The organism is Microbacterium sp. EST19A, assembly GCF_019969685.1.
Lineage (GTDB): Bacteria > Actinomycetota > Actinomycetes > Actinomycetales > Microbacteriaceae > Microbacterium.
On the sequence record NZ_JAHXYZ010000001.1, the window covers coordinates 1,875,336 to 1,894,588 of the forward strand.

Annotated in this window: 22 protein-coding genes; 16 read left to right on the top strand and 6 right to left on the bottom strand. The window is 69.3% G+C overall.

Annotation, left to right across the window (positions count from 1 at the left end):
- Window positions 1-20: 20 nt before the first annotated feature.
- On the bottom strand, window positions 21-800 hold the full coding sequence (locus tag LC452_RS09280; protein ID WP_223624432.1) for an SDR family NAD(P)-dependent oxidoreductase: 780 nt from the start codon (window positions 798-800) through the stop codon (window positions 21-23).
- 61 nt (window positions 801-861) lie between these two features.
- Here LC452_RS09280 and LC452_RS09285 point away from each other — a divergent pair, with 61 nt between their 5' ends.
- Entirely contained in the window at window positions 862-1,440 is a 579-nt protein-coding gene (locus LC452_RS09285) for a TetR/AcrR family transcriptional regulator (protein ID WP_223624434.1), read from the top strand.
- 49 nt (window positions 1,441-1,489) lie between these two features.
- Window positions 1,490-1,756: a hypothetical protein gene (locus LC452_RS09290; protein WP_223624436.1), complete on the top strand. Its 267-nt coding sequence runs from the start codon at window positions 1,490-1,492 to the stop codon at window positions 1,754-1,756.
- 25 nt (window positions 1,757-1,781) lie between these two features.
- On the opposite strand, the gene LC452_RS09295 is transcribed toward LC452_RS09290, so the two are convergent.
- The 3 genes from LC452_RS09295 to LC452_RS09305 are packed head-to-tail and all read right to left on the bottom strand — an operon-like array spanning window position 1,782 to window position 3,993.
- Entirely contained in the window at window positions 1,782-2,765 is a 984-nt protein-coding gene (locus tag LC452_RS09295) for a carbohydrate kinase family protein (RefSeq protein ID WP_223624438.1), read from the bottom strand.
- Complete coding sequence (locus LC452_RS09300; RefSeq protein ID WP_223624439.1) at window positions 2,741-3,085, bottom strand: hypothetical protein; 345 nt, start codon at window positions 3,083-3,085, stop codon at window positions 2,741-2,743. Before LC452_RS09300 ends, LC452_RS09295 begins: the two co-directional genes overlap by 25 nt.
- Entirely contained in the window at window positions 3,085-3,993 is a 909-nt protein-coding gene (locus LC452_RS09305; protein WP_223624440.1) for an SIS domain-containing protein, read from the bottom strand. Before LC452_RS09305 ends, LC452_RS09300 begins: the two co-directional genes overlap by 1 nt.
- A gap of 178 nt (window positions 3,994-4,171) precedes the next feature.
- Between LC452_RS09305 and LC452_RS09310 the strand changes: the two genes are divergently transcribed.
- From LC452_RS09310 to LC452_RS09345, 8 genes are read left to right on the top strand one after another with little or no spacing between them, the layout of a single operon-like run.
- On the top strand, window positions 4,172-5,476 hold the full coding sequence (locus LC452_RS09310) for a sugar ABC transporter substrate-binding protein (RefSeq protein ID WP_223624441.1): 1,305 nt from the start codon (window positions 4,172-4,174) through the stop codon (window positions 5,474-5,476).
- Window positions 5,476-6,417 (top strand): carbohydrate ABC transporter permease, encoded by a 942-nt coding sequence (locus LC452_RS09315; protein ID WP_223624442.1) that lies wholly within the window; start codon window positions 5,476-5,478, stop codon window positions 6,415-6,417. Before LC452_RS09310 ends, LC452_RS09315 begins: the two co-directional genes overlap by 1 nt.
- A gap of 9 nt (window positions 6,418-6,426) precedes the next feature.
- Entirely contained in the window at window positions 6,427-7,341 is a 915-nt protein-coding gene (locus LC452_RS09320; protein WP_223624444.1) for a carbohydrate ABC transporter permease, read from the top strand.
- Window positions 7,338-8,345, top strand: coding sequence for a D-2-hydroxyacid dehydrogenase (locus LC452_RS09325; RefSeq protein ID WP_223624446.1), 1,008 nt, complete (start codon window positions 7,338-7,340; stop codon window positions 8,343-8,345). Before LC452_RS09320 ends, LC452_RS09325 begins: the two co-directional genes overlap by 4 nt.
- Entirely contained in the window at window positions 8,329-9,108 is a 780-nt protein-coding gene (locus LC452_RS09330; protein ID WP_223624448.1) for a DeoR/GlpR family DNA-binding transcription regulator, read from the top strand. Before LC452_RS09325 ends, LC452_RS09330 begins: the two co-directional genes overlap by 17 nt.
- A complete protein-coding gene (locus tag LC452_RS09335; protein ID WP_223624450.1) occupies window positions 9,102-9,947 on the top strand; it encodes a class II fructose-bisphosphate aldolase in 846 nt (281 codons plus the stop codon). The genes LC452_RS09330 and LC452_RS09335 overlap by 7 nt, the downstream gene beginning before the upstream one ends.
- Before the next feature lie 6 nt (window positions 9,948-9,953).
- The gene (locus LC452_RS09340) at window positions 9,954-10,403 is read left to right on the top strand and encodes a hypothetical protein (RefSeq protein ID WP_223624452.1); all 450 of its coding nucleotides are present in this window, start codon (window positions 9,954-9,956) and stop codon (window positions 10,401-10,403) included.
- Window positions 10,400-11,080: a polysaccharide deacetylase family protein gene (locus LC452_RS09345; protein WP_223624454.1), complete on the top strand. Its 681-nt coding sequence runs from the start codon at window positions 10,400-10,402 to the stop codon at window positions 11,078-11,080. Before LC452_RS09340 ends, LC452_RS09345 begins: the two co-directional genes overlap by 4 nt.
- A 63-nt stretch (window positions 11,081-11,143) precedes the next feature.
- Here LC452_RS09345 and LC452_RS09350 read toward each other — a convergent pair whose 3' ends face one another.
- Entirely contained in the window at window positions 11,144-11,518 is a 375-nt protein-coding gene (locus LC452_RS09350; protein WP_223624456.1) for a helix-turn-helix domain-containing protein, read from the bottom strand.
- Window positions 11,519-11,630: 112 nt separating this feature from the next.
- Here LC452_RS09350 and LC452_RS09355 point away from each other — a divergent pair, with 112 nt between their 5' ends.
- On the top strand, window positions 11,631-13,049 hold the full coding sequence (locus LC452_RS09355) for an MFS transporter (RefSeq protein WP_223624458.1): 1,419 nt from the start codon (window positions 11,631-11,633) through the stop codon (window positions 13,047-13,049).
- A gap of 12 nt (window positions 13,050-13,061) precedes the next feature.
- Here the strand turns inward: LC452_RS09355 and LC452_RS09360 are convergent, their stop codons facing one another.
- A complete protein-coding gene (locus LC452_RS09360; RefSeq protein WP_223624460.1) occupies window positions 13,062-13,739 on the bottom strand; it encodes a hypothetical protein in 678 nt (225 codons plus the stop codon).
- Window positions 13,740-13,807: 68 nt separating this feature from the next.
- On the opposite strand from LC452_RS09360, the gene LC452_RS09365 reads away from it, so the two are divergent.
- The 5 genes from LC452_RS09365 to LC452_RS09385 are packed head-to-tail and all read left to right on the top strand — an operon-like array spanning window position 13,808 to window position 19,189.
- The gene (locus LC452_RS09365) at window positions 13,808-14,647 is read left to right on the top strand and encodes a fumarylacetoacetate hydrolase family protein (RefSeq protein ID WP_223624462.1); all 840 of its coding nucleotides are present in this window, start codon (window positions 13,808-13,810) and stop codon (window positions 14,645-14,647) included.
- Between the two features lie 34 nt (window positions 14,648-14,681).
- On the top strand, window positions 14,682-16,052 hold the full coding sequence (locus LC452_RS09370; RefSeq protein ID WP_223624465.1) for a hypothetical protein: 1,371 nt from the start codon (window positions 14,682-14,684) through the stop codon (window positions 16,050-16,052).
- Window positions 16,049-17,839, top strand: coding sequence for an IlvD/Edd family dehydratase (locus LC452_RS09375; protein ID WP_223624466.1), 1,791 nt, complete (start codon window positions 16,049-16,051; stop codon window positions 17,837-17,839). Before LC452_RS09370 ends, LC452_RS09375 begins: the two co-directional genes overlap by 4 nt.
- 10 nt (window positions 17,840-17,849) lie before the next feature.
- Window positions 17,850-18,323, top strand: coding sequence for a hypothetical protein (locus LC452_RS09380; protein WP_223624467.1), 474 nt, complete (start codon window positions 17,850-17,852; stop codon window positions 18,321-18,323).
- A gap of 5 nt (window positions 18,324-18,328) precedes the next feature.
- A complete protein-coding gene (locus tag LC452_RS09385) occupies window positions 18,329-19,189 on the top strand; it encodes a 1-phosphofructokinase family hexose kinase (RefSeq protein ID WP_223624727.1) in 861 nt (286 codons plus the stop codon).
- The last annotated feature ends 64 nt before the right edge of the window (window positions 19,190-19,253 follow it).

A 19,253-nucleotide genomic window follows, 5' to 3' on the forward strand; every position in this document is an offset into this window, starting at 1 on the left:
CGCGTCGACGAGTCCCGGCCTCAGGCTGCCTCGCGCGCCGCCGAGACAGCGACGTTCGCGCGTCCGCCGTCGACGTCGAGCGTCGTCCCGTGCACGAACGAGGCGTCATCGGAGACGAGATAGACGGATGCCGCCGCGATGTCGGCGGCCTCGCCCGCTCGCCCGGTCGGCGCGTCCGCCATCAATGCGTCGGAGCGATGCGGAGCATCCGGATCCGATCCGAGCGGGCGGATGACGCCGGGCGAGACGCCCACCACGCGGATGCCGCGGGGCCCGAGCTCCGACGACCACGCTCGGGTCAGGGCTTCCATCGCCGCCTTCGACGACGAGTACAGCGGACTGGACGGCACCGCGAGTCGGGCGACCCAGGAGCCGAGGTTGAGGATCACCCCGCCACTCTCGGCGAGCGGGCCGACGAGCGCCTGCACGAGATGGAACGGCGCCTTGACGTTCACGCCGTAGATGTGGTCGAACAGGTCGTCTCCGGCATCCGCCGTGGAGTGAAGCGGGTACACGCCGGCATTGTTGACGAGGATGTCGAGGCGTCCGCCGGTCAGGGCGAGGGCATCAGCCGCCAACGTCGAGCTCGCCGCCCGGTCGCCGGTCAGATCGGCGCGGGCGAAGTCGGCGCGTCCGCCCGAGGCGCGGATCTCCGCGACGACCTCTGCGCCACGGTCGGCGTCTCGTCCGGAGACGATCACGTAGGCGCCTTCCGCCGCGAGGGCGGCGGCGATGGCGCGGCCGATGTTGCTCGTCGCTCCGGTCACGAGCGCGGTTCTGTCGTTCAATCTGCGTGTCATGTCGGCGACGGTACGCCGCAATTTCTGGACCCGCGAGTCCAGAAGCGGGGAGAATGAGTTCATGACTTTGACCGTCAAGGGACAGGCCACGCGCGGGCGCATCCTCGATGCGACGGCCTCGTACCTGCGCAGCGATGCTCCCGGTGACATCACGCTCGACGACATCCGCGCCCTCACCGGCACCAGCAAAGGACAGCTGTTCCACTACTTCCCCGGCGGCAAGGAGGAGCTGCTGCTCGCCGCCATCCGTCGCGAGGCCGATCACGTGATCGGCGATCAGCAGCCTCAGCTCGACGACCTGACCGATCGCCGCGGGTGGGAGAGATGGAGCGCCGCCGTCGTCGCCCGATATCGCGAGCTCGGCGCCCATTGTCCGCTCGCCGCCCTCATGGATCAGGCATCCGCTCCCGGTGCCGCCGAGGTCATCTCCGCACTGCTCGCGGACTGGCGGTCTCGCCTCACCCGTGGCATCCGCGCGATGCAGGATGCGGGGGAGGCGCGGTCGGACGCGGATGCTGCGACGGTCGCAGCCTCGGTCATCGCCGGCATCCAGGGAGGTGTGCAGGTGCTCCGGGCCACCGGCGAGACCGACACGCTCGAGGCCTCGCTGGCGTTGCACCTGGAGTACCTGTCCCGCTGAGACCCCGCTGACGGTTGCGCGGAAACGCGTGTCCTGGGAGCATCTCCTGGTGGTGAGATCTGCGGAGCTGGACACGGAGAGCATCGTCGACCTCGGCGAACTCGCCGGCGTCGACCGCGGACGCCAGCGCTGCGAATGCGATCACGGTGACGAGAGCGGATACGAGCCCTGCGGACGCAGGGCCAAGTGGCGTGTCACGATCGACTGCGTCTGCGGCGAGGGTCATCCGCGACAGGTCGAGATCCTCTGTTCGCGATGCCTGCGCACGCTGCGGCAGTCGCACGGCAGCGAAGCGATCACGGTGCGCAAGCTCTGAGCGCGACGCCTCTGACTCGCACGCCTCAGCGTGTGACGGTGGTCTGCGCCGCGAGCGCCGTCGCCGTGTCCCGGTCGGGTTGGGCGCCGACCCCGCCGCTGCCGCGCGTGGATGCTGTTCCGCAGGCCACGGCGAAGGCGATGGCTCGCTCGACGGGCTGACCCCAGATGCGGGAGGCGAGGAAGCCGGCTGCGAGGGTGTCGCCGGCCCCGACGGTGTCGACGAGCTCCGCATCCAGCGCCGGAACCGTTGCGCGGGCGCGTCCGATCCCGGTGCCTGTGCGCCGCGCGGCGATGGCACCTTCGGCGCCGAGCTTCGCGACGACGACGGCGTCCGCGGGCATGATCGCGAGAAGATGCTCGATCGCGGCGTCGATGCTGCCCGCACCGGTGATGCCGGTCAGCTCCTCCTCGTTGCCGAAGAAGACGTCGACGTGCGGCATCAGTTCGAGGATGCCGGAGTCCCACCGCTCCTCGGGGTCGAAGTTGCCGTCGAGGGAGGTGGTCAGCCCCGCCGTGCGCGCGGCGCGGAAAAGCGCGGGCGCGTCGGCATGCAGGGCGTGTTGGAGGAAGTAGCTGCCGACGTGCAGGTGCGCAGCCGACGCGAGGTCGGCAGCGGTGACGTCTGCGGCGCGGACCGTGCCGATCGATCCCATCGAAGTGAGGATGGCGCGGTCGCCGCTCGGGCGGGTGAGGTGGGTGGACGCGCCGGTGGGGAGCGTCTCATCGACGCGCACCCCGGCGGTGTCGACGGCGCGCTCGCGCAGCTCGGCGTCGAGGAAGCGGCCGAACGTGTCGTCTCCGCGCACGCTGATCAGTCGCGTGTCGACTCCCAGCGCGGCCGCACCGCACGCCGTGATCGCGGACGAGCTGCCCATGGTGAGGGTGGTCCTCGGCACGATCTGCTCGTGCTGACCGAACCGGAGCTCGTCCCCGACCTCGATGATCAGATCGACGCACAGCTCGCCGACGACGAGCAGTCGGCCTACGGATGCTGCGGCAGCAGCCATTCGCACCACACCCCTTCCAGGTCGACTCCGCCATCCGCGACCTGCCGACGACTCCAGTCTGCCGCGGCGTGACGTGCGGCTCCGCATGCGCGCCCGGTCTTCTCCTCGCCGCGGTCGGAGCCGTGGATGCTGATCAGGGCCCACGGATTCGCGTCGGCATCCGTCGTCGCGCCGTTCGTCACGGTCGCGCGGACGGGGATCGACATCGCGATCACATCGCCGGGCGCCAGCTCCAGCGCGTCGGCGACGGCATCCGCCACGCTCTGCAGCAGGTCGCGCTCCGCGGCGTGCGGCACCGTCGCGATCGTGATGACGGGCATCAGTCGGTGACGAGGACCGAGCGGTTCAGGAACGGAGGTGTGTCGGGGTTGCGTCCGCGCAGCGCGGCGAGGTCGACGGCCAGTCGGTGCGCGAGTGGCAGGTTCGCCTGCGGGTCGAGGTCGTTCACGTAGACGGCTGCCCCGGTCGATCGCACGTCGTCGGCGATGACGTCGGGCGCCTCGCCGAGGAACCAGACGAGAGTGTTCGGGCCGGCGCACGAGATGGGGCCGTGCTGGTACTCCCACATCGAGTACGCCTCGGTCCAGAAGCCGGCGGACTCGCGCACCTTCAGGGCGGCTTCCTGTGCGAGACCGTTGGTCCAGCGGTGTCCGAGGAAGACGATGTGCTGCACGTGCTCGGGGTCGGTGGGCAGCGTCTCCGCGAGGGCGGTGCGCGCATCGTCGACGAGCGTCGCGGGCACCTGGTCGATCGAGGCTCGGAGCGTCGTCAGCACGGTCGTGGCGAAGCGCGTCTGCACGATCGACTTCTCGTCGGCGAAGTCGAGGTGCACGGTGCGGTCGGTGCACAGTCGGCCGAGCGGAGTGTCGGTGTCGCCCAGGATCGCGGTGATGCGGTGGGTGGCGCCGTAGCGCTCGACGAGGTCGACGACATCCTGTGTCGTGCCGGAACGGGAGATCACGACGATGTGCTCGTCGTCATCGATCCAGTCGAGCTCGCTGGGGATCGCGGCGCGCGTGCGTCCGAGCCCCGCGTCGTTGCGGAGGTACGCGTACGAGTCGCCGATGTAATAGGAGGTGCCGCAGCCGACGATCAGCACCTTCTCGCCCGCGGCGGGGAGAAGGGCGCGATGACGTTCGGCGAGGTCGAGTGCCTGCTGCCAGATCTCGGGCTGGCTCGTGAGCTCTGCCCGGGTGATGGCGCCCGTTCCGACGATGCTGTCGTTCATATCGTGGTCCTTCAGGTCTCTCCGTCGGCGCGCATGTGGCGACGATCTGTGCAGATTCAATCAGAAATGAGCAAGGAATGAAAGTTCTTGACGGATTGAGCAGGTTGTTGAATACTGCAACGAACGGACGCCACGCAGCACCCTGGCTGTCGGCGACATCACAAGAGGAGATCGACGCGTGAGAATCAGAAATCAGCGCCTCATCGGCATCGTCGGGATCGGCGCGGCCAGCGCACTGGTGCTCTCCGGTTGTGCCGGCTTCGGGGGCGGCGGCGGATCGAGCGAAGAGGGCGGCGACCAGACCCTCACCTTCACCACCTGGGGCAGCGAGTCCGAGGAGACCACCTTCAAGGACCTCATCAAGCAGTTCGAGGCCGACCACGACGGCGTCGACATCAAGCTCAACGTGGTGCCCTACGACCAGATGTTCTCGAACATCGACGCCCAGCTCTCCTCGGGGAAGGCGCCGGATCTCTTCCGCGTCGACTACGGCAACCTCGGCGTCTACTCGAGCCAGGACCAGCTGCTCGACCTGAGCGAGTACTTCTCCGACGAGGAGATCGCTGAGTTCACCCCCGCGATGTGGGAGGCCGTGTCGTTCGACGGCGCACCCTACGGCGTGCCCCACCAGACCGACGTGTCCGCTCTGCTCGTCAACACGCAGATGCTGACGGATGCCGGCATCGACCCGGCGACCCTCCCCACCACGCAGGACGACGCGTGGACCTGGGACGAGTTCGCCGATGTCGCCACGCAGCTGCGCGGCGCGCTCCCCGCCGACAAGTACCCCTTCGCCTACAACTGGCAGCTCGGCGGCGCACCCCGCTGGCTGAGCTGGCTGTTCGAGGCGAACGGCACCTTCCTCGACGGCACCTCCGCGACCATCGACTCGCCCGAGGGTGAGAAGGCTCTCGACTTCACGAAGAGCTTCTTCGAGAACGAATGGGTCCCGCCGACGAGCTCGACCAAGGGCACCGTCTACGCCGACAACCTCTTCACCGAGGGAACGGTCGCGATGGCTTTCGCCGGATCCTTCCTCGTGCCCGACATCGACTCGCTCTCGAAGTTCGACTGGACGGCCATCCCGATGCCGAAGGACGAGCGCGGTGCGACCGACCTCGGCGGCAACGCGTTGGTCGCCACGAAGGACACGAAGAACCCGGAGCTGGCCGCGGAGTTCCTGAAGTTCATGGTCTCGGCCGACGCGATGAGCGAGTTCTGCGCCAACACCAATGAGCTGCCGACCCGCCTCGACCTCGAGGGCGACGCCGTGGAGTTCAAGGTGCGTCCCGACGTCATGCCCGTGTTCGTCGATCAGGCCGGCACGATCGAGCCGAGCGACGTCAAGCAGCTGACCTCCCCGGCCATGGCCGCGATCAACACGGCGCTGCAGGACCAGCTCGAGGCCGCGTTCATCGGCGGGCAGTCCACTGCCGACACGCTCGCGAACCTGTCGGCCGCCATCGAGGAAGCCGCCAAGTAATGACTGCTCTGTCCACCCGCGACCGGGGTAACGCTGTCGCGTCGCCCCGGCCGCGGGCGGGGCAGCGGACCGCCCGCCTGCGAGAGTCTCTCGTCGGCTGGAGCTTCGCCGCTCCGAACCTCGTCCTGATGTCGCTGTTCCTGTTCGTCCCGATCATCTGGGCGGCGATCATCTCCTTCCAGGAGACGAAGGGCTTCGGCGACCCGGAGTGGGTGGGGCTCGAGAACTACGTCCGGCTCGTCTCCGACCCGGTCTTCTGGCAGAGCCTGGCGCAGACCATGCTCTTCACCGCGGTGACCGTCCCGATCGAGCTGCTCGGCGGCCTCGGTCTCGCGGTTCTGCTGAACTCGGTGCTTCCGGCGCGCGGTGTCTTCCGCACCATGATCGTGCTGCCGATGGTCATCTCCGGCGTCGCCTCGGGCATGATCGCGGTGATCATGTTCTACGAGTCGAACGGCCTGGTGAACAAGATCCTGAACGCCATCGGCCTCGACTCGGTCGGCTGGCAGTCGCAGGGCGGCCCCGCGATGATCTCGGTCATGATCGCCGCGGTCTGGTTGCGGCTGGGCTTCAACATGATCATCTATCTCGCCGGCCTCCAGTCGATCTCGCCCGAGCTGTACGAAGCGGCGCGCATCGACGGTGCCAGCCGCTGGCAGCAGTTCCGGTCGGTGACCGTGCCGCTCGTCGGACCCTCGACGTTCTTCCTGCTGATCATGAACGTGATCGCGTCGTTCCAGGTGTTCGACCTGATCTTCGTCATGACCGGCGGCGGCCCGGGCAACTCGACCTCGGTGCTCGTGACCTACGCGTACCGCAACGGCTTCCAGATCAGGGAGCAGGGATACGGCGCCGCGATCGGCATCGTCATCCTCATCATCACGCTCATCTTCACCTTCATCCAGTGGAAGACCAGTCGCACGCGAGACCTGGCGGAGTAGGAGTGCATCATGGCTGAAACCACCACTGTCGTGCAGATCGCCGACGCGGCGCTGCTCGGAGAGAAGGGCGCCGCGCGCGTGCAGCGTCGTCGCCGTCGTCGTCAGAGCCAGTCGCGCAAGGGCATCGTCTGGCGCACGCTGATCGCCGCGGTCGTCTCGCTCGTCGTGATCTTCCCGCTGTACTGGATGCTCGTCGTGGCGTTCTCGCCGCGCGGCGAGGTGTTCGAACCGGGTCTGCGTCTCTGGCCGAGCACGCTCACGCTCGAGAACTTCGCCAAGGTCTTCGACCGGGTGCCGGTCGTCGACTGGTTCGGCAACTCGGTCGTGATCGGGGCGTTCGTCACGGTGCTCACCGTGTTCGTGAACCTGCTCGCCGGCTACGCCTTCGCCCGCCTCCGCTTCGGCGGACGCAACGCGGTGTTCATCCTCGCCCTCGCGACGATGATGATCCCCGTGCAGGCGATCATGGTCGCGCAGTTCAAGCTCGTCTCCGGTCTCGGCATCTTCGGCACCTACTGGGGCGTGATCCTGCCGGGAGCCGCCGCGGCGTTCGGCATCTTCCTCGCGCGGCAGTTCTTCATCGGCATCCCCGACGAGATCATCGAGGCCGCCCGCATCGACGGAGCCGGGCACTTCCGCATCTTCCTGCAGGTCGTGCTGCCGCTGTGCAAGCCGCTGATCGCGGTGCTCACCCTGCTCACGCTCATGGGAAGCTGGAACGACTTCGCGTGGCCGTTGATCGCCCTCAACGACAACCAGTTGTTCACCCTTCCGATCGGACTGCTGTATCTCAAGAATCAGACGTCGCCCGACTACAACGCGATCATGGCGCTCGCGCTGATCACGGTGCTGCCGATGGTGCTGCTGTTCATCTTCTTCCAGCGGTACTTCGTGCAGGGCTTCGCCCGGAGCGGGATCAAATGACACTGACGTACCTCTGCTCGCTCCCGTTGCCGGATTCCTGGTTCGACGAGCTGCAGAAGCGGATGCCGCAGGTCGCGGTGCACCGCATGACACCGGAGACGCCGCCGCCGGCGGAGGTCCTCGCCGCCGTCGACCTGCTGCACACGAGCGAGTGGCTCCCGGCATCCGCCGACGTGCCCGCGCTGCGGCTCGTGCAGCTCGACACCTCGGGTGTGGATCACGTGCGGGGGACGACGCTGTGGGAGAGCGGTGTGCCGATCGCGACGCTCGGCGGCATCGCCCCGGTGCCGATGGCCGAGTACGCGCTGATGTCGATCCTCGAGCTCGCCCATCGGATGCCGCTCATCGCGCGGCACCGTCTGGATCGCTCCTGGCCCTCGAACGCGGAGCGGCTCGCGTCGCTCACGCCGCGGCAGCTGTCGGGAGCGACAGCGGGCATCGTCGGCTACGGGCGGATCGGCCGCGAGATCTCGCGGCTCGCCACGACGTTCGGGATGAACGTGCTCGGGGTCAGCCGTTCGGGCGCTCGCGTCGCGGCGACCGAGAAGTTCGACACCGGCCGTCAGACCATCGACGACGACCCGGCGGAGCTCTTCCCGATCGACCGTCTCGACGAGGTCCTTCGCCGCAGCGACTTCCTCGTGGTGGTCGTTCCCCTCACCGAGCTCACGTGCGGACTCATCGGGCCCGCGCAGCTCGACCTGCTTCCGCACGGCGCCTTCGTCGTCAACATCGCCCGCGGCGGGATCGTCGACGAGCAGGCACTTCTGGACCGGCTGCGTGACGGACGCATCGGCGGCGTCGCCCTCGACGTGTTCGACGAGGAGCCGCTGGGCGCGGACTCGGTGTGGTGGACAGAACCCGGCGCGCTGATCACCCCCCACGTCGCGGGACTGGCCCCGCAGTATCATGCACAGACACTCGACCTCGTCGTCGAGAACCTGACCCGACTGGCCGAGAACAGGCCCTTGCTGAATGAGGTGGACCGTGCAGCCGGTTACTGAGCCCCTGATCGGGCCGAAGCGTCAGCGCGAGCTTCTCAACTACATCCGCACCTACGGTGCCGGTTCGGTCAGCGAGATGGCCAAGCTGCTCGGCGTGAGCACGTCGACCGTGCGACGCGACCTGAACGAGCTGCAGGACAAGAAGCTCGTCGAGCGCGTGCACGGCGGTGCGGCGCAGGTCGACGACGACGTGGAGCCCCTGCGCCCGCAGCGCGAGGTGGCGTTCGCCGAGGAGAAGCAGCGCATCGGCCGCGCGGCATCCGCGTACATCACGCCGAACTCGACCGTGCTGATCACCGGTGGAACGACGACCGAGGCGATGCTGCCGTTCCTCGGCGGCATCCCCGGTCTCACCGTGCTCACCAACAGCCTCAGCGTCGTCAGCCGGCTGTCGCAGTTCCCCGACATCGACATCATCGTGCTCGGCGGCCTACTGCGCCGCTCGGAGATGAGCCTGCTCGGACACCTCACGATCGCCGGGCTCGACGAGTTCGGCATCGACCGCGTGTTCACGGGCGCCTTCGGTGTGGATGCCGAGATGGGCGTGACCGGGACGAACCTCTCCGAGACGCAGACCGACCGGTCGCTGGCCTCGTCGGCCCGCGAGCTGATCGTGCTCGCCGACCACTCCAAACTCGCGCGGCGCGGTCCTGCGCGACTGGTCCCGATCGAGGGCATCTCGCGCCTGATCGTCGATGACGGAGCGGATGCCGCGCTGCTCGGGCGCCTGCGCGATGCGGGGGTGACCGTCGAGACATGCTGATCCCACCCGCCCTCGCGGCGGTGGGGCTGGGCGCGAGCCTGCCCTCCATCGCCGCCTTCAACGTCATCACCCTCGAATACGCGGAGGGGATCGTCGCCGGAGCGGAGCGCGCCGGACTGCCCGTGCTGCTCTCGATCAGTCACAACGCGGTGCGCTTCCACGGCGGTCTCGCACCGATCGCCGCGGCCTGCCGGGCTCTCGCGGACGACGCCTCGGTGCCTGTCGCGCTGCACCTCGACCACTGCGAGTCGGAGGATCTCGTCCTGGAGTCCGCCGGGCTCGGGTTCGCTTCCGCGATGTTCGACGCGTCGATGCTGCCCTACGCCGAGAACGTCGCGGCGACCGCGCGCGTCGCCGCCCGCGGCCAGGAGCTCGGACTCTGGATCGAGGCGGAGCTCGGCGAGATCGGCGGTAAGGACGGAGCCCACGCCCCCGGTGTGCGCACCGACCCTGCGGAGGCAGCGGCGTTCGTCGCCGCGACCGGGGTCGACGCTCTCGCCGTCGCGGTCGGCTCCTCGCACGCGATGACCAGCCAGACCGCGGAGCTCGACATCGCGCTGATCGAGCGTCTCGCCGCAGCCGTGCCCGTGCCGCTCGTGCTGCACGGCTCGTCCGGCGTCGGTGCCGATGGCATCCGCGCGGCCGTGGCGGCCGGCATCCGCAAGGTCAACGTCGGCACCCAGCTGTCGGCGGCATACACGAACGCGCTGCGGAGCGAACTCGGCGACCGGGTCGATCCGCGCCGGGCGCTGGCCGCTGCGCGCGATGCCATCGCCGCCGAGGTCGCGCAGCTGCTCGACGTGATCTCATCCCCCGTACCCACCGACCCGGAGAGGTAGGAACCCATGTCCGCAACCGTCCAGGGGCCGTCGTCGCACGACGGTGAGCCGAGCGCTGCGGCGCTGCTCGAAGCCGGCGACATCGTCGGTCTCATGCGCGCCTGCCATGACCGCCGCCTCGAGCGGGAGGGGATCCCGATGGTCCTCGGACTCGCCGACGAGCGCGGCCCGATCCCCGCCGCCGCATCCGATGCGCAGCGTGCCGAGGGCACCGCGTTCCTCGCCGTGCTCGACCGGTACCGCGACGCTCTGGTGCCGTTCGCGCGCGTCGACGACGAGGGGGCCGTCATCACCGCGATGCAGGTTCTCGCCTACACGCACTTCGCGCCGGGAGCGACGCCGATCACCGATGAGACGGCGCCCGCGGTCGTCGGTGCCTCGGCATCCGACCCTGTCGTGCCCGCGGCATCCGATCCGATCGATCCCGCACTGACCGGGGAAGGAACCCTCTCATGACCAAGCCCTCCTTCGATGTGCAGCGCGAGCAGCTGGCCAACGGCCACTTCATCCGCGTCGTCAACTACCACTCGACCCCGCGCGGGGCGCGCGACGAGCTCGAGAAGGAGCTCGCCGGATTCGCCCGCGACTACGCGCCGGTCACTCTCGACGACCTCGACCGGCTGTTCGAGACGGGCACCTGGCATAAGGACAAGCCGGGCCTCATCCCGGTGTTCTACGAGGGGTACCGCAACTCGATCTCGGTCGCCGCTCCGCTCTGCGACCAGTACGGCCTGACCGGCTGGTTCCCGATCGCGACGTCGTTCGTCGACTGCGACCCGGAGCACCAGGAAGCCTTCGCCCGCGCGCACTGGATCTCGCTGGTCGAGGAGGACACGAAGGGCGGCCGCATCGCGATGAGCTGGGACGAGGTCGCCGAGGTCTCGCAGCGGCACGTCGTCTTCCCGCACACCGCGCACCACGAGGGCTTCGACACGACGCTGTCCGATGACGACATCCGGCGCGAGGTCGTCGAGTCGAAGGCGCAGCTCGAGGCCGTGACCGGCCAGGAGGCTCCCGCGTTCGTGTGGCTGCACGGCTCGTCCTACGGGCAGAGCCCCCGTCACGACCAGGCTGTGAAGGACGCGGGCTACCGCTACCAGTTCGCGAACACGATGATCCACCGCGTGAACTAGCCCGCGCGTCTGCGCGGCGCCTGGCTGCGGCATCCGATCCGAGAGACGCGTCCGCAGCGCGCGTCAGCCCGCGACGGCCTCGTCGTACCGGGCGCGGGATGCCGCGATGTCGGACTGGTGCGACTCGGTCCAGGTGACGAGCGCGGTCACCGTCGTGTTGAGGCTGCGGCCGAGATCCGTGAGCGAGTACTCGACGTGCGGCGGGATCACCGGGAACACCGTGCGCGACACGAGGCCGTCGCGCTCGAGCTGACGCAGCGTGACGGTGAGCATCCGCTGACTCACTCCGTCGACCGTCTTCAGCAGCTCGGTGAACCGCATCGTGCGGTTCTCGAGCAGCGCCATCACCAGCAGCGACCACTTGTCGGCGATCCGGTCCAGGATCTGGCGGACCTCGCAGTCCTCGCGCGAGTCCCACTGGAACGGGTCGTTCGGCATGTCGGTTACTTCGCAGGAACCTGCGTATTCCGAAGTGCGTACTTCCGTCATGCCCTCATGATGACGCACGATGCTGTTACGCACAAGAAGTAACCGAGGAACCGAGGGCACTGTGAGCACGACCACCGAGACCGCGTCATCCGGCATCCGTCTGCGGGGAACCGGCATCCTGCTGCTGATCACCCTCTGCGGAGCGGCGTTCCTCGAAGGCATCGACATCGCGATGTTCAACGTGGCGCTGCCCGTCATCCGCGCTGACCTCGCACTCGAGACCACGCAGCTGCAATGGGTTCTCGGCGGCTACGTCGTCGCATACGGCGGGTTCATGATCCTCGGCGGTCGCGTCGGCGACCGCTTCGGCCGCCGCCGGGTGTTCCTCACCGCCCTCGCCGTGTTCATCGCGTTCTCGATGGCGGGCGGCTTCGCGGACGCGGGGTGGATGCTGATCATCGCCCGGTTCGCGACCGGCATCGCCGCCGCGTTCATGATGCCGACGGGACTCTCCATCATCACGACGGGTTTCGCGGAGGGCGCTGCGCGCAACCGTGCCGTGCTGATCTACGCCGGGATCGGCGCCGCCGGGTTCTCGCTCGGCCTCGTCGCCGGTGGACTGCTCACGGCCTTCGGCTGGCGGTGGGTCTTCTTCGCGCCGGTCGTGCTCGGCATCCTCATCCTCGCCAGCGGGCTCGCGCTCATCCCGCGTGATGCGGCCGACCGGGAGCGCACGCCCTTCGACGTGCTGGGTGCGATGCTGCTCACCGCGGGCATCGTGCTGACGGTGCTCGCCGTCGAGCAACTCTCGCACGGCGCCGGTCCCCTGGTGATCGCCGCGGCCGTCGGGGCGATCGTCTCCCTCGTGCTGTTCGGCGTCCGGCAGCGGACCGCCGCAGCTCCGCTGATTCCGACCGAGTTCCTCCGCTCGCGTGCGCTGCTGCGGGCGTACCTCGGCGCAGGATCGCTCGCGGCCGGGTTCATGGGCTTCCAGTTCATCGTGGTGCTGTACCTTCAGGAGCTGCGGGGCTGGTCGGCCCTGCAGACGGCCCTCGCGATGGTGGTGCTCGCGATCGACGCGATCCTCGCTCCGACCGTCACGCCGCGGATGGTCGCGCGCTTCGGCACCTGGCCCGTGGCGATCGGCGGCCTCGCGCTCGCCGCGCTCTCGTACGCACTGTTCCTGCCGGTCGCACCGGACTGGACGTACGCGCTGATGTTCCCGAGCTTCCTCGTGCTCGGGCTCGCCTTCACCTTCGCGTACGGACCGCTCACCATCGCGGCCACCGACGGGGTCGCAGATCGCGATCAGGGCCTCACGAGCGGCATCCTGTACACGTTCTTCCAGTTCGGCGCCGCCTTCGGTCTCGCCGCCACGAGCGCGGTGCTCACGATCGCCGCGGATGCCGGACACTCGGAGATCGACACCTACCGCTCGGCGCTCTGGGTGCCCCTCGGGTTCGCCGCGTTCGGTGTCGTGGCCACCCTCCTCGCACGCCCGCGGCGCGGCGCGGCCGGGCGCCGCGGCATCCGGTCGTAGAGAGTCCGCGGATCAGTCGCGGATGCCGAGATGGCGGATGCCGCGGCGGTCGCGCCAGGTGAGCTCGGTCGTGCCGCCGTCGCGCGTCGAGCGGGCTGCGCGGGCGGTGCCCTCGACCACGTCGCGGATGCCGTGGGCGCGCAGCATCTCCTCCGCGCGGGGGTCGCGCACGACGGCGGTGCCCTCTACCGCCGCCCAGATCCGCTGGGGGTAGTGCTCGACGCCGGATGCGAGGACGGCGGTCGTCCCGTCCTCGCGCTCGACATCCGCCGTCAGGATGCCGTCGCGATGCGCGAGCCGGAATCGTCGGACGGATGCCGCCGCATCCGTGCCTCGCCGCTGGAAGCCCGGACCCGGTGACCAGTACCAGCTCTCCAACACACCGGCGTCGGTCAGTGCGAGCACCTCGAGGTGATCGGGCCCGAGGGTCGACTGCACGATCTGCGCGTCGCGGTAGCGCGACCCGGAGGCGAAGGCGAGACCGGCGCTCCAGTGACCGGGGGGCACCTCCGGCGTGTCGAGCGGATCGTCGGCATCGTCGGCGTTGAACCAGAACACCCAGAGCCCATCGGTCGCATCGCAGGCGACGAGCTCGAGGTTTCCGCGGGTGCCGTAGACCCCCTGCGCCAGCGAGGCGCGACCTGCGAGCGCACGGTTCCCGCCCACTTCGATGATGATCTCTGAATGCATTTGCTTATTCTTGCTCATTTGTGGGTGTTTGTGACAACATTGCTTCCACGACCTTTCGAAGGAGAAGCATGAGAATCGCCAGAGCCCTCGTCGACGGCAGCCCGCGCATCGTCATCACGGATGCCGGTCAGTCCCGGCTCGCGCCGGCGTCGCACCCCGACGACGCCCTCGCCGCTCTGGAGAGCGGGCGATCCGGAACCTCCGCAGGCTGGACCGTGGTCGACCTCGGCGATCTCGAGCTGCTCGCCCCGGTCGCCGGCGCCGGCAAGATCATCGCCGTGGGCCTAAACTACGTGGACCACACGACGGAGACCGGCTTCACCCAGCCCGAGCGTCCGCTCACCTTCGCGAAGTACGCGACCTCGATCACCGGCCCCACGGCAGACGTCGTGGTGCCGGACCACCTCACGCAGGGCGTCGACTTCGAGGCGGAGCTCGCCCTCCTCATCGGTCGCCGCTGCGGTGGCGACACCCCCGCCGCGCTCGACGACGTCGCCGCGTACACCGTCGCGAACGACGTGTCGGCCCGAGACGTGCAGTTCGGTGACGTGCAGTGGACCCGCGGAAAGTCCTTCGACACCTTCACGCCGCTGGGACCGGAGCTGGTCACACCCGACGAGTTCGGCGATCCTGCGGGCCACCGCATCTACGCCGAGGTCGACGGCGAGCTGTTGCAGGAAGACGACACGGCCGAGATGATCTTCGACGTGCCCACCATCCTCGCGTTCGTCAGCGACGGCGTCACGCTCGAGCCCGGTGACCTGATCCTCACCGGCACGCCCGCCGGGGCGGGTGCCTTCCGCACCCCGCCGCGCTACCTTCAGCACGACGAGGTCGTCACGGCCGGTGTCGAGGGCATCGGCGAGCTCCGCAACCGCTTCGTCCACCGCTCCCGTCTCACGGCCTGAGCTCGCCCGCCCTCGCACTGATCGGAACTCAACGATGACCACCACCGACCGCCGCGTCCTCGTCCTCATCGGGGCCGGATCCGCCGTCTTCACGCGCGGCCTGCTCGCCGACCTGATCAGCGCCGAGGATCTCGGGGCATGGGAGATCCGTCTCGTCGATGTGGATGCCGTGGCGCTCGACGTCGCCGCCGACCTCGCGGAGGCCATGGTCGCCGCCCGCGGCGTCGAGGACAGCATCCGGATCGTGCGATCCACCGACCGACGTCAGGTGCTTCCGTGGGCAGACTTCATCGTCACCTGCGTCGGTGTCGGCGGTCGGCCCGCCTGGCAGCTCGACCACGAGATCGTGCAGAAGCACGGGATCTACCAGCCGGTGGGTGACTCGATCATGCCCGGAGGGATCTCGCGGCTGCTGCGCACGACGCCTGTCCTGGTCGACATCGCCCACGACGTCGCCGAACTCGCGCCCGACGCGTTCTTCTTCAACTACTCCAACCCGATGACGGCCAACGTGCAGGCCATCCACCAGGAGACCGGGCTCGAGGTCGTCGGCCTCTGCCACGGCATGCACCACATCCAGCGCGAGCTCGCGCAGCTCATCGACGCACCGTTCGACGAGACCTCGACGCTGTACGCGGGCATCAACCACCTGACCTTCATCTACGACTTCCGCTGGAAAGGGCAGGACGCCTGGCCGCTGATCCGTGAGCGCGTGCGCACGGAGCTCGCCGAGGCGCCCGACCCCGCCGACATCGGCAACATCTTCTACGAGAAGCCGACGGCGTGGCACAACCCGTTCGCCTGGGAGCTGTTCGAGCGCTACGGCGCCTTCGCCGCCGCCGGTGACCGGCACGTCGTGGAGTTCTTCCCCGAGCGGTTCCAGAGCGGCGACTACTACGGCAAGAAGCTCGGCATCGACGCGTTCAGCCTCCCCGAGATCCTGGAGTGGGGCGAGAACCGGTACCAGGGCATGAAGCGCCAGGCGCTCGGCGAAGAGCCCCTCGACCAGTCGATCTTCGAGCGCTCCGGCGGCGAGCAGGAGCAGCTGATCGCGATCATCCGCTCGATCACCTTCGACTCCCGTGAGATGTTCAGCTGCAATGTCGTGAACAACGGCTCGGTCCCGGGGCTGCCGGAGTGGTCGGCCGTCGAGATCCCCGGTGTGGCCACGGCTCGCGGTATCCGTCCGATCGCGGTCCCTGACCTCGGCAAGCCGCTCACGGCGATCCTCGCCCGACGGCTCACCTCGGTCGACCTGGCGGTCGAGGCCGCGCTCACCGGAAACCGCGACCTGGTCGTCGAGGCCATGATCGCCGACGGGGCGATCTTCGACGCCGACCGCGCCACCGCCCTCACCGACGATCTCATCGCCGCGCAGGCCCGGCACCTTCCGAGGTTCGCATGAGCGCCCAGAACATCGGCTCGACGCAGGAGCCGTTCGAGAAGTTCGCTCCACAGGGCGAGCACGAGTGGGGCACGGGTCTGCGCAGTCAGCAGTGGTTCGGGGCCGAGGGCAAGACCGGGTTCATGCACCGCTCGTGGCTGCGCAGCGAGGGGCTGCCGGACGACTCGTTCCGCGGGCGTCCGATCATCGGCATCGCGAACTCGTGGAGCGAGCTGACCAGTTGCAACATCCACCTCCGCGCGCTCGCCGAGCACGTCAAGCGCGGCATCTGGCAGGCCGGCGGAGTGCCGTTCGAGTTCCCGACCACGTCGGCCGGCGAGCCCATCGTGCGTCCGACCGCGATGCTGCTCCGCAACCTCATGGCGATGGACCTCGAGGAGACCCTGCGGTCGAACCCGCTCGACGGTGTCGTGCTGCTCGCGGGCTGCGACAAGACCACGCCCGCGTACCTGATGGGCGCGGCATCCGTCGATCTTCCCGCGCTGCTCATCACGGGCGGGCCGATGCTGAACGGCAAGCACCGGGGCACCGACATCGGCTCCGGCACCTCGGTGTGGAAGTTCACCGAGGCGTATCGCGCCGGGCTCATCGACGACACGGCGATCACCGAGGCCGAGGGCTGCATGGCCCGCAGCCAGGGGCACTGCCAGACCATGGGCACGGCGTCGACGCTCGCCTGCATCTCGGAGTACATGGGCATGCAGCTGCCGGGCACGGCATCCCTCCCGGCCAACGACTCGCGTCGCGCGACCGCCGCGCACCTCGCGGGTCGACGCATCGTGGAGATGGTCGCCGAGGATCTGCGTCCCTCCAAGATCCTGACCCGCAAGGCGTTCGAGAACGGCGTGCGGGCGAATGCGGCGCTCGGGGGTTCGACGAACGCCGTGATCCACCTGCTCGCGCTCGCCCGTCGGGTCGGCGTCGAGCTCACGATCGACGACTTCGACACGCTCGTGCGCGACATCCCGGTGCTCGCCGACCTGATGCCGAGCGGGCGCTTCCTCATGGAGGACTTCGAGTACGCGGGCGGCACCGCCGGCTTCGCCGAGACGCTCGGCGATCTGCTGCACCGCGACACGCTCACCGTCACGGGGGCGACCCTCGGTGAGAACTACGCGGGGGCCGAGGTCTTCAACCGCGAGGTCATCCGTCCGCTCGACAACCCGGTGAAGCCGGTCGGCTCCGGCATCGCGGTGCTCAAGGGCAACCTCGCCCCGCGCGGCGCCGTGATCAAGCAGTCGGCCGCGGCTCCCGAGCTCATGCAGCATACCGGTCGAGCGCTCGTCTGGGACTCGCTGCAGGCGTACCTCGTCGATGCCGAGGATCCGGATCTCGATGTGACGCCCGACGACATCCTCGTCGTGCGCAACGTCGGACCGAAGGGCTACCCCGGGATGCCGGAGGTGGGCAACCTCGCGCTGCCGCGGAAGATCCTCGAGGCGGGCGTGACCGACATGGTCCGGATCTCGGATGCCCGGATGAGCGGCACGTCCTACGGCACGGTCGTGCTGCACGTCGTGCCGGAGGCGGCGGCCGGCGGGCCCCTGGCCTTCATCCGCACCGGAGACACCGTGACGCTCGACGTCGCGGGTCGCTCGCTGCACATGAACGTCTCCGATGAGGAGCTCGAAGCCCGTCGCGCCGGCTGGACCCCTCCGGTCGTGCCGAACAGCGAGCGCGGCTGGACCCGGCTGTACATCGAGCATGTGACGCAGGCCGACGAAGGGCTCGACCTCGACTTCCTCCAGGGGAAGTCGGGGGCACCGGTCGGCCCGCAGGCGTTCTAGGTTGGAGCGCATGACCTCGGTTCTCGTCGTCGGCGCATCCGGAATCCTCGCACCCGCGGCATCCGCTCTGGTGGAGCGCGGTGCGGCGGTGACCGGACTCAGCCGTCGGCGGCATTCGCCTGCAGGCGTCAACGGTCTGCATGTCGACGCCCACGACCTCCCCGCCCTCGACGCGGCGCTCGGCGCCGCGCGGTGGACGGCGGCGATCGTCTACGAGCCCGCGGTCACCGTCCAGACCCTCCCGCGGGTGGCAGCCGCGGTCGACGGACGCGTCGTGCTCGTGCGGACGAGCGCGGCGGCCGATCCGGCGCACGGAATCGAACCCGTGGTCGCGCCCGACGTGCTGCTGCTCGGCTGGGTCGACGACGGCGGATCGACGCGGTGGCACACCCCGCAGGAGGTGTCGGATGCCGCGCTCGAGGTGCTCGCCGACGGCACACCGCGCATCCTCGGCGTCGTCCGCCCCTGGGAGCGACGGCCGTGATCTCGATGCTCGCCCTGTCGCCCGCGGTCGACGTGACGTACGAACTGGATGCTCTGGTGCCCGGTGAGATCAATCGGCCATCGCGCACGACGAGGGTCGCCGGAGGGAAGGCGCTGAACGCCGCCCGAGTCGCGCGCGAACTGGGAGCCGACGTGCGGGCGACGGTGGCCCTCGGCGGTGCGAACGGGGAGTGGATTCGCCGCCGACTCGAGGCCGCCGACCTGCCGACGACCGTGGTCGCGCTCGCCGCGGAGACGCGCACGTGCCTCGCGCTGGTCGAGTCCGACGGCGGGGCCTCGAGCACGGACGTCTACGAGCCCGCGACCGGATTCGCGCCGGACGAGTGGGCGCACTTCGCCGACACGGTGCGCACGGCTCGCGCGGCGCGCTGGACGGCGGTGTCGGGCAGCGTTCCTCCGGGCGTTCCTCCGATCGAGCTCGCGGCGGTGCTCGCCGAGATGCGTGCGCGAGGTTCCCGCATCGCCGTCGACACCTCGGGAGCGGCACTCGCACAGCTCGCTCCGCAGAGCGACCTCGTCAAGGTGAACCGCGCCGAAGCCTCCGAGCTGCTCGGCCGCGAGATGCCCGACGCGGCGTCGGCCTGCACCGTGTTGCACGGAGAGTTCGGGGTCGATGCGGTGGTGACCGACGGCGTGCGCGGCGGCATGGCGCTGTACGCCGGCGAGCTCCATCACCTCGCGCCGCCGCGCGCCGTCGGCCGCTTCCCCGCGGGCAGCGGCGACTCCTTCTTCGGCGGGCTGCTGACCGGGCTCGATGGAGATGCGCCGTTCGCGGCTGCCCTCGAGATCGCCCGCGACGCCGCGGAACGCAACGCCCAGGTGCCTGGTCAGGGCGTGCTGGCGTAGCCCGCCCGCTTGCACGGCCATGGGTGCGCTGGGATCATGGCGCCATGTCACATCACCCGCACAG

What these genes read in the sequence shown, in the direction of transcription:
- LC452_RS09380 (WP_223624467.1), top strand. Translation starts at nt 17,850, where the DNA reads ATGACCTCGGTTCTCGTCGTCGGCGCATCCGGAATCCTCGCACCCGCG.
- LC452_RS09305 (WP_223624440.1), bottom strand. Translation starts at nt 3,993, where the DNA reads ATGAACGACAGCATCGTCGGAACGGGCGCCATCACCCGGGCAGAGCTC.
- LC452_RS09375 (WP_223624466.1), top strand. Translation starts at nt 16,049, where the DNA reads ATGAGCGCCCAGAACATCGGCTCGACGCAGGAGCCGTTCGAGAAGTTC.
- LC452_RS09300 (WP_223624439.1), bottom strand. Translation starts at nt 3,085, where the DNA reads ATGCCCGTCATCACGATCGCGACGGTGCCGCACGCCGCGGAGCGCGAC.
- LC452_RS09370 (WP_223624465.1), top strand. Translation starts at nt 14,682, where the DNA reads ATGACCACCACCGACCGCCGCGTCCTCGTCCTCATCGGGGCCGGATCC.
- LC452_RS09280 (WP_223624432.1), bottom strand. Translation starts at nt 800, where the DNA reads ATGACACGCAGATTGAACGACAGAACCGCGCTCGTGACCGGAGCGACG.
- LC452_RS09385 (WP_223624727.1), top strand. Translation starts at nt 18,329, where the DNA reads ATGCTCGCCCTGTCGCCCGCGGTCGACGTGACGTACGAACTGGATGCT.
- LC452_RS09315 (WP_223624442.1), top strand. Translation starts at nt 5,476, where the DNA reads ATGACTGCTCTGTCCACCCGCGACCGGGGTAACGCTGTCGCGTCGCCC.
- LC452_RS09285 (WP_223624434.1), top strand. Translation starts at nt 862, where the DNA reads ATGACTTTGACCGTCAAGGGACAGGCCACGCGCGGGCGCATCCTCGAT.
- LC452_RS09325 (WP_223624446.1), top strand. Translation starts at nt 7,338, where the DNA reads ATGACACTGACGTACCTCTGCTCGCTCCCGTTGCCGGATTCCTGGTTC.
- LC452_RS09365 (WP_223624462.1), top strand. Translation starts at nt 13,808, where the DNA reads ATGAGAATCGCCAGAGCCCTCGTCGACGGCAGCCCGCGCATCGTCATC.
- LC452_RS09320 (WP_223624444.1), top strand. Translation starts at nt 6,427, where the DNA reads ATGGCTGAAACCACCACTGTCGTGCAGATCGCCGACGCGGCGCTGCTC.
- LC452_RS09345 (WP_223624454.1), top strand. Translation starts at nt 10,400, where the DNA reads ATGACCAAGCCCTCCTTCGATGTGCAGCGCGAGCAGCTGGCCAACGGC.
- LC452_RS09350 (WP_223624456.1), bottom strand. Translation starts at nt 11,518, where the DNA reads ATGCCGAACGACCCGTTCCAGTGGGACTCGCGCGAGGACTGCGAGGTC.
- LC452_RS09360 (WP_223624460.1), bottom strand. Translation starts at nt 13,739, where the DNA reads ATGCATTCAGAGATCATCATCGAAGTGGGCGGGAACCGTGCGCTCGCA.
- LC452_RS09340 (WP_223624452.1), top strand. Translation starts at nt 9,954, where the DNA reads ATGTCCGCAACCGTCCAGGGGCCGTCGTCGCACGACGGTGAGCCGAGC.
- LC452_RS09335 (WP_223624450.1), top strand. Translation starts at nt 9,102, where the DNA reads ATGCTGATCCCACCCGCCCTCGCGGCGGTGGGGCTGGGCGCGAGCCTG.
- LC452_RS09295 (WP_223624438.1), bottom strand. Translation starts at nt 2,765, where the DNA reads ATGGCTGCTGCCGCAGCATCCGTAGGCCGACTGCTCGTCGTCGGCGAG.